At 71.6% G+C, this 13,932-nt stretch carries 11 protein-coding genes; 6 read left to right on the top strand and 5 right to left on the bottom strand.

Annotation, left to right across the window (positions count from 1 at the left end; genetic code table 11):
* The first annotated feature begins 137 nt into the window (after positions 1 to 137).
* Positions 138 to 845 carry a FadR family transcriptional regulator gene (locus OG521_08430; GenBank protein ID WUW20815.1) on the top strand — a complete coding sequence of 236 codons (708 nt, stop codon included), beginning with the start codon at positions 138 to 140 and terminating at the stop codon, positions 843 to 845.
* A 16-nt stretch (positions 846 to 861) separates the two neighbouring features.
* On the opposite strand, the gene OG521_08425 is transcribed toward OG521_08430, so the two are convergent.
* From OG521_08425 to OG521_08405, 5 genes are all read right to left on the bottom strand, one after another.
* Positions 862 to 2,013, bottom strand: a complete 1,152-nt coding sequence (locus OG521_08425) for an FAD-dependent monooxygenase (protein WUW26612.1) — start codon at positions 2,011 to 2,013, stop codon at positions 862 to 864.
* A 137-nt stretch (positions 2,014 to 2,150) separates the two neighbouring features.
* The gene (locus tag OG521_08420) at positions 2,151 to 3,590 is read right to left on the bottom strand and encodes an exo-alpha-sialidase (GenBank protein WUW20814.1); all 1,440 of its coding nucleotides are present in this window, start codon (positions 3,588 to 3,590) and stop codon (positions 2,151 to 2,153) included.
* A 70-nt stretch (positions 3,591 to 3,660) separates the two neighbouring features.
* Complete coding sequence (locus OG521_08415; GenBank protein WUW20813.1) at positions 3,661 to 4,944, bottom strand: GDSL-type esterase/lipase family protein; 1,284 nt, start codon at positions 4,942 to 4,944, stop codon at positions 3,661 to 3,663.
* A gap of 30 nt (positions 4,945 to 4,974) precedes the next feature.
* Entirely contained in the window at positions 4,975 to 5,976 is a 1,002-nt protein-coding gene (locus OG521_08410; GenBank protein ID WUW20812.1) for an acetylxylan esterase, read from the bottom strand.
* 212 nt (positions 5,977 to 6,188) lie between these two features.
* The gene (locus OG521_08405; GenBank protein WUW20811.1) at positions 6,189 to 6,908 is read right to left on the bottom strand and encodes a GntR family transcriptional regulator; all 720 of its coding nucleotides are present in this window, start codon (positions 6,906 to 6,908) and stop codon (positions 6,189 to 6,191) included.
* 169 nt (positions 6,909 to 7,077) lie between these two features.
* On the opposite strand from OG521_08405, the gene OG521_08400 reads away from it, so the two are divergent.
* From OG521_08400 to OG521_08380, 5 genes are all read left to right on the top strand, one after another.
* Positions 7,078 to 8,673, top strand: coding sequence for an ABC transporter substrate-binding protein (locus OG521_08400; GenBank protein WUW20810.1), 1,596 nt, complete (start codon positions 7,078 to 7,080; stop codon positions 8,671 to 8,673).
* A 168-nt stretch (positions 8,674 to 8,841) separates the two neighbouring features.
* Positions 8,842 to 9,792: an ABC transporter permease gene (locus tag OG521_08395; GenBank protein ID WUW20809.1), complete on the top strand. Its 951-nt coding sequence runs from the start codon at positions 8,842 to 8,844 to the stop codon at positions 9,790 to 9,792.
* A gap of 1 nt (position 9,793) precedes the next feature.
* Positions 9,794 to 11,767, top strand: coding sequence for a dipeptide/oligopeptide/nickel ABC transporter permease/ATP-binding protein (locus OG521_08390; protein ID WUW20808.1), 1,974 nt, complete (start codon positions 9,794 to 9,796; stop codon positions 11,765 to 11,767).
* A complete protein-coding gene (locus OG521_08385) occupies positions 11,764 to 12,771 on the top strand; it encodes an ABC transporter ATP-binding protein (GenBank protein ID WUW20807.1) in 1,008 nt (335 codons plus the stop codon). The genes OG521_08390 and OG521_08385 overlap by 4 nt, the downstream gene beginning before the upstream one ends.
* Positions 12,768 to 13,703: a dihydrodipicolinate synthase family protein gene (locus OG521_08380; protein ID WUW20806.1), complete on the top strand. Its 936-nt coding sequence runs from the start codon at positions 12,768 to 12,770 to the stop codon at positions 13,701 to 13,703. The genes OG521_08385 and OG521_08380 overlap by 4 nt, the downstream gene beginning before the upstream one ends.
* Positions 13,704 to 13,932 lie beyond the last annotated feature (229 nt).

Genomic DNA, 13,932 nt, shown 5'->3' with positions numbered 1-13,932 from the left:
CTGATCGGGACACCGATCCGTGGCCTGAGCGGCTACCCGGATCGAGACGTGAGACGTAAGATGTCCTATGTCTGGCTTCACCTTAAACAGATGCTCCTGCGAACGGTCAAGGGGCAACGGCACCTCAGGAGGACGTTGTGGCGCGGCCCACCATGGCTCAGGACATCGAGCGCCGGATCAAGGAACTGATCCTGGAACGACGGCTGGCACCGGGCGACGCCCTGCCCACCGAGACCGAGCTGATGGACCTCTTCGAGTCCGGCCGGGTGTCGGTCCGCGAGGCCCTCAAATCGCTCCAGGCGGTCAACGTCGTCGAGATCCGCCGGGGGTACGGCACCTTCGTCGGCTCGCTTTCGCTGTCACCGTTCGCCGAGGGCCTCGCCTTCCGCGCGGCCGTCCGCCACCGCCAGGGCCTGCCCGGGCTCGCGGAGCTGATGAAGGTGCGGGAGGCGCTGGAGGCGGGGCTCGTCGGTGCCGTCGTGGCCGGCGTCCCGGACGAGGACCTCGACGTGCTGCACGCCCTGGTCGCCACGATGGAGGAGGAGGCCGGGACCGGCCGGGTGGCCCGCGCCACCGACCGGGCCTTCCACCTCGCGCTCTACGCCTCGCTCGACAACCACCTGCTCAGCGAGGTGCTCGACGCGTTCTGGGCCGCCATGGACCGGGTGCGCGAGGACTTCGACGACGGCCACCAGGACCCGGCCGTCACCTGCGCCCAGCACCGCGAGATCGTCGAGGCGGTCGCGGCGGGGGACGGCGAGCGCGCGGTACGGGCGATGCGCACCCACTTCGACGGCATCCGCACCCGGCTGGCCCAGGAGGGCTCCGCCGCGTACGCCCACTGACCCGCGGCCGGGCCCGTCAGCGCCGCGTGCCCCCGTACAGATAACTGGCGGCGCCGTCCAGGGTGGCCCGGCACCAGGACTCCACCTCCGGGGCGTCCATCGCCGCCCAGTCCGGGGTCCGCTCCACCATGGCGTGCCCCAGCCGGCGGCCCAGGGCGACCAGCCGGGTGCCCTCGGCCGACCGTTCGTCGGCGTACCGGCCGAGCGCCTCGTCCGCGGACGACGACGCGCGCAGCACCCGCTCCAGACAGAGCGCGTCCTGCAAGGCCTTCGTCGCGCCGCTCGCGGTGTGCGGACGGGTGATGCTCGCCGCGTCGCCCGCCAGCAGGAACGGCGGCTCCGCGACCCGGGGCACCTGGACGTCGGCGACGTCGTGGCAGGCCAGGGAGGTGTGCTCGCCCCGGCCGACGATGCCGGCCCAGTCCGCCGGGAAGTGCTCATCGGCGATGCGCCGCACGTACTCCTCGCGCGGGCCGGTCCACGACGCCGGGGGCGGCGGAGCGTAGACGGCGTAGGCCAGCAGCCGGGACCCCGGCGCCGCCCCCGGAATCAGGTAGAACACCCCGTGCCCGCCCCGGAACCCCAGCGTGATCCAGGAGGAGCGCACCAGTTCCAGCTGGTGCGGGCTGCCCGCGAACGCGTCGAGCGGGAGGGTGCCGCGCCACACCGCGTATCCCGCCGGAACCGGCAGCGCCCCCGGCGCGACGGCCGCCCTGGTGACCGAGCGCGGGCCGTCCGCCCCGACGACGATGTCGTACCGCTCCTGCGAGTCCGCCGTACGGATCACCGCGCCGCCCTCCGGATGGCGCAGCACCTCGGTGACGGGCCGCCCCCGGTGATAGCGCGCGGCGCCGGCGTTGGCCCGCAGCGTGCGCCACAGCAGACCCCAGTGACAGGGCGTCACCGCGCTCTCCTGCCGCGCCAGTTCCCGCGCCCGGTGCTGCCCGGGCCGGCGGGTGAGCCAGACCCGCGAGGACACCGGGGCCGTCTCCATGCCGGCGTCCAGATAGCCGGCCGCGACCAGTTCCCGGTGCAGGGGCGGCGGGATGACGATGCCGAACCCCCGGTCCTCCAGCGCCGCTTCGCTCCGCTCGTGGACCGTGACCTCGGCCCCGGCCCTGATTCCGGCGATCGCCATGGCGCAGCCGGCGACACTCCCGCCGACCACCCCGATGCGTAAGCCCGCTCCCGCCACGTCCGCCCCCGCCCTCGCCAAGCCCAGTGTGCGTCGCCCCATTGAACGGTCGCGCGACGGCGTACGTCCAACCGCCGGGCGGCGGTTGGACGCAACACCCCTCGAACCGGTTACGGGGTGACGGTCACCGTCGTGCTGCCCGATGCCTGTTTGCCGTCCGCCCGGTAGACGGCGGTGAGCGCGGCGCTCCCCGACGCGCCCGCGGGCACGGTGACCGGGACCCTGACGTTGGCGCCCTCACCGGGCTTCATCGCGGGGATCGCGGTCCGCGTGGCCGTCCAGCCGCTCGGCACGGTGAGATCGACGGTGCCCGCGCTGCGGCGCACGTCCATCCGGTTGACGACCCGGACGGTGACCTCGGCGCTCGTCCCCGCCCTGAGCGTCGCGGGCGGGGTGAGGGTGACGTCGGCGCAGGTGCCGCCGAGCCACTTCAAGTCGAACGAGGAGTACGTGATGTGCGTGTAGTCGGCGCGCTCGTACAGCAGGCCGAGCCGGCCGTCCGGCAGCCGGGTGAGCGTCGAGTAGGCCGCGGCGCCCGCGTCCACGACCTTCCTGATCGGCCAGGTCCTCCCGTTGTCGCAGGACATCTTGACGGTGAGGTTGCGGCGTGACGCGGTGTCCTCGGTGTTGCTGAACAGCAGCCAGGAGGACTGCGGGTTCGAGGCCGGGGCGTCCGGGGCGTAGCGCATGACCGAGGCGTTGTTCGCCGGGTCGGGCAGCTCGGTGTCCTGGACGAACGGGGTGTAGGTGACCCCGCCGTCCGTGGAGTACGCGATCGTCCGGTACGGCGCCGAGCGGTTGTTGAGCATGACCGTGCCGTCGTTCAGCTCCACGGTCTTGTTCTCGTCGCCGCCGGGTCCGACCGGTGTGCCCGTCTTCCAGGTCGCGCCGTGGTCGTCGCTGTAGGCGCTGACCGCGTAGTTCGCCCCGTTGTCGCGGATGGCGTACTGCTGGATCAGCCGGCCCTTGTGCGCCCCGTTGCGCAGCTGGATGCCCTCACCGGACGCCGCGAACATGCCGCCCCAGGCGGGGTTCTTGATCTGCTTCGTGATCCGGCGGTGGGTCCAGGTCAGCCCGTCGTCGTCGGAGTAGCTGTAGTCGGCCTGAAGGACGTTCGGGTCGGACTCGTCGTTGCCGGTGGCCGAGCCGAAGAAGCCCTGGTTCACCCCGGCCGCGTAGAACAGGAAGATCCGGCCGGTCGTCCGGTCGACGAGCAGGCTCGGGTCGCCGTACCCCTGCGGCGCGGAGTCCTTGCGGACCACCTGCTGCGCCTGCCAGGTCGTACCGCCGTCGGTGCTGCGGCGCAGCACGATGCCGATGTTGGAGGGCAGGTCGGCCAGGGTGGGGCGGGCGTCGTAGGCGGCCAGCACGGTGCCCCTGACCGAGGTGGTCAGGGCCGGGATGCGGTAGTGCGGGGAGCCGGCCCCGTCGACCGTCAGGTCCTGGGAGGTGAGCGTGCCGGGGGTGGGTGCCGCCGCCTGTGCGGTGCCGGTGGTGGCGACCACCAGCAGGGCGGCGCCGAGCAGGGCGACAGGGACTGTTCGCTGCATGGACGATCTCTCTTCTCGGAAGGGGGTGGGTGCTTCGCGAAGGGTGGGAGACAGGGGGGAGGGGCCGGGGCTACGGGATGCGCAGGGAGCAGACCCGGCTGCTCGCGTCGAAGATCCGCAGATCCTTGATCATTCTGAGGACGATGCGGTGATGCCCGTGCTGGTCGGGGTGGAGCCCGTCGCTGAGCAGGGTCAGCGGGACCTGGCCGCCGTTTCCGGCCAGCCAGTCGTTGTAGTGGTCGACGAAGACGGCGTTCTCCTGCGCCGCGACCTCGCCCATGACCCGCGCGTACTGCGAGAGGTTGACCCGGCCCGGCCACTTCGCCGGGTCGACCGGATTGGGTGACTGGAGCACCGGCACGGGGGAGCCGGGCAGGGCCCGTACCGAGCGCACGAGGGAGACCAGGTTGGCGCGGTAGACGTCGGGGCCGAGGCCGGACGTCGCGATGTCGTTCGTACCGATCATGAGCGAGACGACGTCCGGCGAGAACGCGGTGACGCGCTCGCCGAACCGCGCGACGAGTTCGGCGCTGGTCGCACCGCTCACCCCGGAATCGACCACGAAATCGCGGTTCTTCGGCTTGCCCAGCTCCCAGCGGACCCGCTCCGTCCAGTGCTCCGGGTAGCTGCGCCAGCCGTTGGTGTGCAGGGCGCCGTGCGTGATGCTGTCGCCGGTGACGACCCAGGTCGCCGGAGTGCCGCTGTTCAGGACCGTGGAGATCCGGCCCAGGTCGGCGAGGTCGGGGCGGGGGCTCTGCGCGACCAGTTCGGCCTCGCTCAGCACCCGGTCCCAGACCGCGGCCCGCTCGATGGTGCCGGTGCAGAACCACTCACCCCCCGGATGGTCGCTGTCGGTGTTGCGCCCCAGGGCGAGGGCGGCCGGCCTGGAGACACTGCCGAAGAAGGCGTGCTGCGCCGTCTCGAAGACCGTGCGCCCGCCGGCGTGCAGCCTGGTCCCCGAGGCGTCGACGGTGACGGCGACGGTGTGCCGCAGCCCGTCGTCGTAGCGTGTCCGGGTCATGACATTGATGAGGACCGCGCCGTTCTCCCGTACGGAGAACTGAAGGGCGCCGCCGCTCAGGTTCAGGGTGATGTTGGAGGAGGGGACGGCGGGGTCCGAGGCGCTGATCAGCGTCATCGCCTCGTTGTGACTGGTGGTGCGGAAGGTGACGACGATGGTTCCCGCGGTGAGCGGGGCGAGTAGGCCGGCCCGGTCCGACAGGTCGACGTACTCGGTGCCGTCCAGGTCCACGGGGGTGTCGTGGTCCAGGACGGGGCCGCTTCCCGGTGCGGCTGCGAAGGCGGGGCCGCCGAGCCGGGTGCTCAGCGCTGCCGCGCCTGCGGCAAGAAGCATGGATCGTCTGCGCACGGAAGGTGCCTCCGGTCAGGAGTGGCCGGCCTGCCCCGACGGCAGGCCTGCGAACAGGGAGTGCACCCAGGCCAGTTGCTCCCGCTGCTGGTACTCGGCGCCGCCCTCGTGCCCGTTGAACGCGTAGACCGTGACGTCCTTGGGCCCGGCGTAGCCGTTGTAGGCGGTGAAGCAGGTGGAGGGCGGGCAGATGTCGTCCATCATCGCGATGGAGAACAGTGCGGGAGCCGTGGCCCGGGTGGCGTGCAGCGCCGCGTCGAAGTACGCCAGCGTGGCGAAAACGGACTCCGTGCGGTCGCGGTGGAGGTTGAGGTACGCGGCGATCTCGGTGAACGGCGGACGGCCCGAGATCTCGGCCCCGCGGCGGAAGTTGCAGAGGAACGGCACATCCGGCATCACGCCGGCCAGCCCGGGGACCAGCCCCGAGACCGCCAGCGCGATCCCGCCGCCCTGGCTGACACCGGTCACCACGATCCGGTCCGGATCGATCTCCGGGTGGCTGCGCGCGGCGTCGACGCACCGCACCGCGTCGGTGAACAGCCGCCGGTAGTAGTACGTTTCGGGGCTCTCGATGCCCCGGGTGAGGAAGCCCGGTACGACTCCGGGCGCGCCGCCGTCCGGATCGGCGGTGTCGCCGCCGGCCGCCGACCAGCCCTGCCCGCGGGTGTCCATCAGCAGGTGCGCGTACCCGGCCGACGCCCAGAGCAGGTTCTCGTGCGCCAGACCCCGGCCGCGGCCGTACCCCAGGAACTCCACGACACAGCCGAGCGGCCGGTCCGCCCCGGCCGGCATCCGCAGCCAGCCGCGCACCGGCTGCCCGCCGAAGCCGGGAACCGTCACGTCGTACGTACGGATCCGGGCGAGCCCGTTCTCCACCGCGGTGAACACGGGCTTGTCCGACGCGCAGGACCGGGCCTCGTCCAGGGTCCGCGACCAGAACACGTCGAAGTCCGCGGGAACGGGCAGCGTCGGCCGGTAGTCGCGGCAGTCCGCGAGCGAGAGGTCCGTCAACGGCATGGAGGTGCCCTCCTGGGGGCGCGGCGGGAAGTGCCGGGTGCGAGGTGACGCACCGGTCAGCGGGATGCACCGGGCATCGAGGTGATGCACCGGTCATCAGACGGATGACGTCAGATGTCCTGTCGGCACACGGACCCTAGGCACCCCTGGCGGGGGCCGTCAAGGGTCCGCCGGGCCGGTTCCGCCGCTCCCGGGCGGCCGGGGCGGGAGGTTCAGCCCCGGGCGCGGGCCTCGGAGATCCGCCGCCTGACCGGGGCGTAGTGCTCGCCGAGCGCCTTGATGAACCCGGCGATGTCGTCGGCCCGGGCGGCGTCCACGATGTTCTGGTGGGCCGCGATCGTCGCCGTCTCGTCGGCGTGCGTGAATCCGTCCAGGTGCGGCGCGACGATCGCGTACACGTCCCAGAACGCCATCGACAGCTGGCCGATGAGGTCGTTGCCGAGCGGGGCGACGAGCAGGGCGTGGAAGGCGCGGTCCGCGTCGACGAAACCGTGGCCCTCCTGGGCCCCGGTCTCGCGCATGGTGGCCACCAGGCCGTCCAGGGCGTCCAGCTGGTCCGGGGTGAGCGTCGAGACGATCCGGTCGGCCATCCCGCGCTCGAAGAGCTCGCGCACGTCGACCAGGTCGGCCATCACCTGGAAGTCGTCGTCGGGGGAGAGCAGTCCGCGGAAGGTGAGGCTCTCCACCAGTGCGGACAGGCTCAGCCGGCCCACGTAGGTGCCGTGTCCGTGACGGACCTCGACGATGTCCAGCGCGTTGAGGATCTTGACGGCCTCGCGGACGCTGGAACGGCTGGCGCCCAGTGCCTCGCACAGGGCGGGCTCGGTGGGCAGCGGGTCACCGGGACGAAGCCGTTCTTCGAGGATGTACCGCTTGATGCCGTCGACGACTTCCTGCCGGAGCAGCTGCCGGCCGGGCCTCGTTCCGGACATATGTGAACTCCCCACCTCTTGACCCCTCTCGATTGTCAAGCTACGTTCCCACGCTATCAAGGCATCAGACATCTGACGTCTGATGCTTCAGGTTCCGCGGTCCCCGTGAATCTGAGCCAAACCCCCCGGCTTTACCCACGACGCCCCACCTCAAGTCCCTGGAGGACCCGTGCCCGAGCTGAGATCAGCCGGTGTCGAGCGCCGCACCTTCCTGCGTTACACCAGTGCCGTCGGTGCAGCGGCCGCCATCACCGCGGGCCTCTCCGCGTGCGGCGGACCGTCCTCGACCACCAACGGCTCGACGGACAAGGGCGGCGACAGCGGTCTCATCGAGGCCGGCCTGTCCTACCCGCTGTCGACCGGCTTCGACCCGATGATCACCTCGGGCGCGACCCCGTACGCCGCCAATATGCACATCTTCGAGGGGCTGGTGGATCTCGATCCGGCAACACTCGTGGCGCGGCCCGCGCTCGCCACCGGGATGCCGGAGAAGATCAACGCCACGACGTACCGTGCCACGCTGCGCAAGGGCGCGACCTTCCACGACGGATCCGCCGTCACCGCCGACGACGTCGTGTTCAGCTTCGAACGCATCCTGGACCCTGAGAACGCCTCCCTGATGGCACAGTTCGTGCCCTTCATCGACACCGTGAAGGCCGTCGACGCCGGCACGGTGGAGTTCAAGCTCAAGTACCCCTTCGCGCTCTTCCCGTCCCGCATCGCCGTGGCCCGGATCGTGCCGAAGAAGATCGTCGAGGCGGACGTCAAGGGATTCGACGCCAGGCCCGTCGGCTCCGGACCGTACAAGTTCGTCTCCGCGACCCGCGAGGACAAGATCGTCTTCGAGAAGTGGGACAAGTACAACGGCGCGCACCCCGCCAAGGCCAAGCAGATGATCTGGCGCCTGATATCCGACCAGTCGGCCCGCGTCAGCGCCATGCAGTCCGGCCGCGTCCAGGCCATCGAGGACGTCCCGTACATCGATGTGAAGGGGCTCTCCGGCACGGCGAAGACCGAGTCCGTGCAGTCCTTCGGCCTGCTCTTCCTGATGTTCAACACCGCCGACAAGCGGTTCGCCGACAAGCGGGTCCGCCAGGCGCTGCACTACGCGCTGGACACCGAGAAGATCATCAAGACCGCCATGGTCGGGAACGCGACGGCCGCCACCGGTTACGTCCCCCCGACGCACCCCGACTACCACAAGGCCGCCACCGTCTACACCCACGACGTGGCCAAGGCGAAGCAGCTGCTCGCCGAAGCGGGCGTGCGGAACCTCAGGTTCACCGTACTGACCACCGACACCGGCTGGGTCAAGGACATCGCCCCGCTCATCAAGGAGAGCTGGGCCGCCGCCGGCATCGAGGCCACCCTCGGCATCGCCCAGTCCGCCGCCCAGTACGCCAAGGTCGACAGCGGGGACTTCGAGGTCCTCGTCGCCCCCGGCGACCCCTCCGTCTTCGGCAACGACGTGGACCTGCTGATGCGCTGGTTCTACTACGGCTTCTGGCCGGAGAAGCGCTACGGCTGGTCCGGGTCCGCCGAGTACAAGCAGGTCAAGCAGCTGCTCGACAAGGCAGCCCGGGCCGGCGACGAGGCGGCCCGCAAGGAACTGTGGGGACGGATCACCGACCTCGTCGCCGACGAGGTCCCGCTCTACCCGATCCTCCACCGCAAGCTGCCCACCGCCTGGAACGAGAAGGGCCTGACCGGCTTCAAGCCGCTGCCCACCACCGGCCTGTCCTTCCTCGACGTCAGCCGCGCCTGACCGGACCGTGGGCAGCCGCCCGCACCGGCCGCCCACGGCCAGGCCGCGACCCGGCCGCCCCGGTCCCCGCACCGGAGCCCCCGCCGCGCGCCCGACAACCCGGTCCGGGACACCGCACACCCCGGGTGCCCCGGACCGGACGACCGCCCAACCGCAAGGAACCCGACGATGGTTGCTTTTCTCCGGCTCGCGCTGCGCCGCGTCGCGATGATGCCGGTGATGATCCTCGGTATCGCGCTGCTCGTCTTCGTGGTGCTGCAGTTCTCGCCGGTCGACCCGGCCTTCAACGCGCTCGGGGACAGCGCGACACCTGAAGCACGGGAGGCCTTCGCGGAGGCCAACGGGCTCAACGACCCGCTGCCCGTCCGCTACTTCCACTTCCTCGGCCGGCTGCTCCACTTCGATCTCGGGTCGACCGTGCCGCCGAGCCAGCCCGTGACCGACCGGATCACCGCCGCCTTCCCGCTCACCCTTCAGCTCACCGTCCTCGGGCTCGTCATCGCCATCGTCCTCGCCGTCATCGGCGGCGTCCTCGGCGCGATGTACCGCGACCGCTGGCCCGACCAGCTCTTCCGGGTGCTCTCCATGGCCGGGGTCGCCGTCCCATCGTTCTGGCTCGGCGTCCTGCTCATCCAGCAGTTCGCACTGAACACCCAGCTCTTCCCGACCGGCGGCTACACCAACATCGCCGACTCGTTCAGCGGCTGGCTCCGCACGATGATCCTGCCCGCGGTGTCCCTCGCGGTGCCCGTCGCCGCGTCACTCGCCCGCCTCATCCGCACCGCGATGGTCACCGAACTCGACCGGGACTACGTCCGCACCGCCCAGGGCAACGGCCTGCCCGTCCTCCTGGTCATCCGCTCGGTACTGCGCAACGCACTCGTCACCCCGCTCACCGTGCTCGGGGTCAAGGTCGGCTACCTGCTCAGCGGCGCCGTCGTCATCGAAGCGATCTTCGACCTGCCCGGCATGGGCAAGCTCATCCTCGAAGGTGTCACCGGAGGCGACGTCGCCCTGGTCCAGGGCACCGTACTGACCATCGCCATCGCGTTCCTGGTGGTCAACGTCATCGTCGACCTGCTCTACCTGCTGGTCAACCCGCGCATCAGGACGGTGTGACATGTTCGCCACGGGCCGTCTGGCCACCAAACTCTCCCGACCGGGCGTCGCCTTCCGCGCCCTCCCGGCAACCTCCCGCGTCGCCCTCGGCGTCCTGATCGTCGTCGTCCTCGGCGCCGTACTCGCCCCGCTGCTCACCCAGGACCCGCTCGCCACCGGCAACCCCGTACAGGCCCCGAGCGGCGCGCACTGGTTCGGCACCGACCGCGCGGGCCGCGACGTGTTCGCCCGCGTCGTGCACGGCTCGCGCTACTCTCTGGTCATCGGCCTCGGCGCCACCGCCTGCGCCCTGGTCGCCGGGTCCCTGCTCGGCTCGCTCGCCGCCACCTCGCGCAAACTCGGCGACGAGTCCGTCATGCGCACCCTCGACGTCGTCATGTCGTTCCCGCCGATCGCGCTCGCGGCCGTCCTCGTCGCCGTGTTCGGCACCAGCCTCCCGGTGATCATCTTCACCATCGCCTTCGTGTACACCCCCTCGCTGGCCCGCGTCGTGCGCGCCAACGTGCTCTCGCAGTACGGAGAGGACTACGTCGCCGCCGAGAAGGTCATCGGCGCGCGGCGCGGCTACATCGTGCTCCGGCACGTCGCCGTCAACTGCATGGCCCCGGTCATGGTCTTCGCGACCGTCATGGTCGCCGAGGCCATCATCTTCGAGGCCAGCCTCTCCTTCATCGGCGCCGGCGTGCAGGACCCCGACCCCAGCTGGGGCAGCGTGCTCGCCTACGGCCGGCAGATCCTCCTGGCGGGCGGCTGGTGGGCGACCTTCTTCCCCGGTCTCGCCCTGCTGATCACGGTCCTCGCGCTCAACATCCTCTCCGAAGGCCTCACCGACGCCTCCGCTGCGCCCAGGAACCCCCGAGCCGCGGCCGGTCCCGCGACCGCCACCGCACCGGACCCGGTCGAGGCCGCCGCCACCGTCGACATCGACGCGGCCCTCTCCCGGCTCGCCGCGCACATCAACGCCACCGAGCCCGCCATCACCCCGGTCCGCGCCGACGCCGGCGAACTCCTCGTCGTCCGCGACCTGGCCATCCGCTTCCCCGACCGCTACGGCGACATCCCCGTCGTGGACCGGCTGAACCTCACCGTCCGCGAGGGCGAGACCCTCGGCCTGGTCGGCGAGTCCGGCTGCGGCAAGTCCATCACCAGCCTTGCCGTCATGGGCCTCCTCGCCCGCAACGCCGAGGTCAGCGGCGAGATCCTCTACCGCGGCCGGGACCTGCTGAAGCTGCCGCCCAAGGAACGCCGCGCCCTGATGGGCCCCGAGATCGCGATGGTCTACCAGGACGCGCTCTCCTCCCTCAACCCCTCCGTGCTCGTCGGCACCCAGCTCAGGCAGCTCACCTCGCGCGGCGGTACGAAGACGCCGGCCGAACTCCTGGAACTGGTCGGCCTCGCACCCGAACGCACCCTGCGCAGCTACCCGCACGAGCTCTCCGGCGGCCAGCGCCAGCGCGTGCTCATCGCGATGGCCCTGTCCCGCAGCCCCCGCCTGCTCATCGCGGACGAGCCGACCACCGCACTCGACGTCACCGTCCAGGCCCAGGTCGTCGAACTCCTCATCGGGCTCCGCGACGAACTCGGCTTCGCCATGGTGCTGGTCTCGCACGACCTCGCCCTGGTCGGCGACCTCTCGCACCGGGTCGCCGTCATGTACGCGGGACGGCTCGCCGAGGCCGGCGACACCCGGGAGGTCCTCACCGACCCCGCCCACCACTACAGCCGCGGACTCCTCGGCTCCGTCGTCTCCCTGGAGGCCGGCGCCCAGCGGCTCCACCAGATCCGCGGCGTCGTCCCCGCTCCCCAGGGCTTCGGCGCCGGATGCCGGTTCGCGGGCCGCTGCGGCGCGGCGACCGAGCTCTGCCGCACCACCACCCCCGCACTCACCGGGCGCGGCAGCGCGTTGGATCACGGCTTCGCCTGCCACCACCCGGCCGGTGCCGCCGCGAAGAAGCTGGAAGGGAGCGCCCTGTGATCAGGCTCAACGGCGTGCACGTACGCCACAAGGCACGCAGCGGAGGCCTGTTCAGGCGCGACGCCGTCCACGCGCTCACCGACGCCACGCTGGAGGTCGGGCGCGGCGAGATCGTCGGTCTGGTCGGCGAGTCGGGCTGCGGCAAGTCGACCCTGGCCCGGGTGCTGACCGGACTGCAGAAGCCCACCGAGGGCGAGGTCCTCTTCCACGGGCGCGACCTGTGGGGGATGACGGGTGCCGAGCGGCGCGGCGGCTTCGGCTCCGCCGTCGGCGTCGTCTTCCAGGACCCGTCCACCGCGCTCAACCCGAGGCTCACGGTCCGCCAGATCCTGCGCGACCCGCTCGACGTGCACCGCCGCGGCACCCGGGAGGAGCGCGAGGCCCGGGTCGAGGAACTCCTCGACCTGGTCGGCCTCCCCGGCCACACCCTGGCCGCACTGCCCGGACAGCTCTCCGGCGGCCAGCGCCAGCGCGTCGCCATCGCCCGTGCCCTGGCCCTCGAACCGGAGCTGATCGTCGCCGACGAACCCACCTCCGCGCTCGACGTCTCGGTCCGCGCCCAGGTGCTGAACCTCCTCGTCGACCTGCGCGAACGCCTCGGCCTCGGGATGGTGTTCATCTCGCACGACATCCAGACCGTGCGCTATCTCGCCGACCGCATCGCCGTCCTCTACCTCGGCCGCATCGTCGAGGAAGGGCGCGCGGCCGACGTCGCGGGCGCCCCCTCGCACCCGTACACCGAGGCACTGCTCTCCGCGACGCCCAGCCTGATGGAGACGACCCGGCGCATCGTGCTCACCGGCCCGGTGCCCTCCGCCACCGAGCCGCCGCCCGGCTGCCCGTTCAGCACCCGCTGCTGGAAGGCCGACGCCGAGTGCTCCACGGTCTTCCCCGCGGAGACCATCGGGTCCGGCGAGCACCGCTGGCACTGCGTCCACCCCCAGACCACCGCGTCCCCCTCCGGGGACCCGACCCCCGTACCGTCCGCAAGGAGCACCGCATGACCGCCCGAACCCCCCGCTACTCGGGAGTGATCCCGCCCGTCGTCACTCCGCTCACCGCGGACGGCGAGCTCGACCGCCCGTCCCTGGAGCGGGTCGTGGGGCATCTCCTCGACGGCGGTGTCAGCGGGCTCTTCGCCCTAGGCAGCTCCGGCGAGACCGCCTATCTGACGCCGGGACAGCAGGACGACGTCATCGAGGTCATCACGGCCGCGGCCGCCGGCCAGGTGCCGGTCCTCGTCGGCGCGATCGAGACCACCACCAACCGGGCCGTCGAGCGCGCGAACCGGGCCGCCGAACTCGGCGCGGACGCCGTCGTCGTCACGGCGCCCTTCTACACCCGCACCCACGACCTGGAGATCGACCGGCACTTCAGGGACATCGCCGCCGCCGTGGACCTGCCGCTGCTGGCGTACGACGTGCCGGTCTGCGTGCACAGCAAGCTCGACCCGGAACTGCTGCTGCCGCTCGCCGCCGACGGTGTGCTGGCCGGTGTGAAGGACTCCAGCGGCGACGACGGATCGTTCCGCCGGCTGGTCATCGGCGCCCGGGAGCTGCCGGACTTCTCCGTCCTCACCGGCCATGAGCTGGTCGTCGACGCGATGATGCTGGGCGGCGCCGACGGATCGGTCCCGGGTCTCGGGAACGTCGACCCGCACGGGTACGTACGCCTGCACGAGGCGGCGGTGCGCGGTGACTGGGCGGCGGCCAGGGCCGAACAGGACCGTCTCGTCGCGCTCTTCGACATCATCCGCGCCGCCCGCCCCGGCACCGCGTCCGCCACTGCGGCCGGACTCGGCGCGTTCAAGACCGCGCTGATGCTGCGCGGGATCATCACCACCAACGTGATGAGCCCGCCGATGCGCCGGCTGGACGCGGCGGAGACCGCGGCCGTCGCCGGCTGCCTGGAGCGCGCCGGTCTCTCCACCGTCTGAGCGGCGCGGACACCGCGCAACGAGAAGGTCCGGCCGACAGCCTGGGGCTGTCCGGCCGGACCTTCCTGCGCGTGGGGGAGCGTCAGCTCTGGGAGGCGCGGCTGCGGCGCATGAGCAGACCGCCACCGAGGACCAGGGCGGCGCTGGCGCCACCGGCGATGCCGAGGTTGTCATTGGCGCCGGTGTGCGCCATCTGCGGCGGCTTGTGGTGCTTCGACGGCGTGTGGTG

This window comes from Streptomyces sp. NBC_01463, assembly GCA_036227345.1.
Taxonomy (GTDB): Bacteria; Actinomycetota; Actinomycetes; order Streptomycetales; family Streptomycetaceae; genus Streptomyces.
This window is presented reverse-complemented; position numbering and strand designations above follow the sequence as displayed.

Coding starts and splice junctions, on each gene's coding strand:
- OG521_08420 (WUW20814.1), bottom strand. CDS start 3,590: ATGCAGCGAACAGTCCCTGTCGCCCTGCTCGGCGCCGCCCTGCTGGTG.
- OG521_08415 (WUW20813.1), bottom strand. CDS start 4,944: ATGCTTCTTGCCGCAGGCGCGGCAGCGCTGAGCACCCGGCTCGGCGGC.
- OG521_08410 (WUW20812.1), bottom strand. CDS start 5,976: ATGCCGTTGACGGACCTCTCGCTCGCGGACTGCCGCGACTACCGGCCG.
- OG521_08405 (WUW20811.1), bottom strand. CDS start 6,908: ATGTCCGGAACGAGGCCCGGCCGGCAGCTGCTCCGGCAGGAAGTCGTC.
- OG521_08395 (WUW20809.1), top strand. CDS start 8,842: ATGGTTGCTTTTCTCCGGCTCGCGCTGCGCCGCGTCGCGATGATGCCG.
- OG521_08390 (WUW20808.1), top strand. CDS start 9,794: ATGTTCGCCACGGGCCGTCTGGCCACCAAACTCTCCCGACCGGGCGTC.
- OG521_08380 (WUW20806.1), top strand. CDS start 12,768: ATGACCGCCCGAACCCCCCGCTACTCGGGAGTGATCCCGCCCGTCGTC.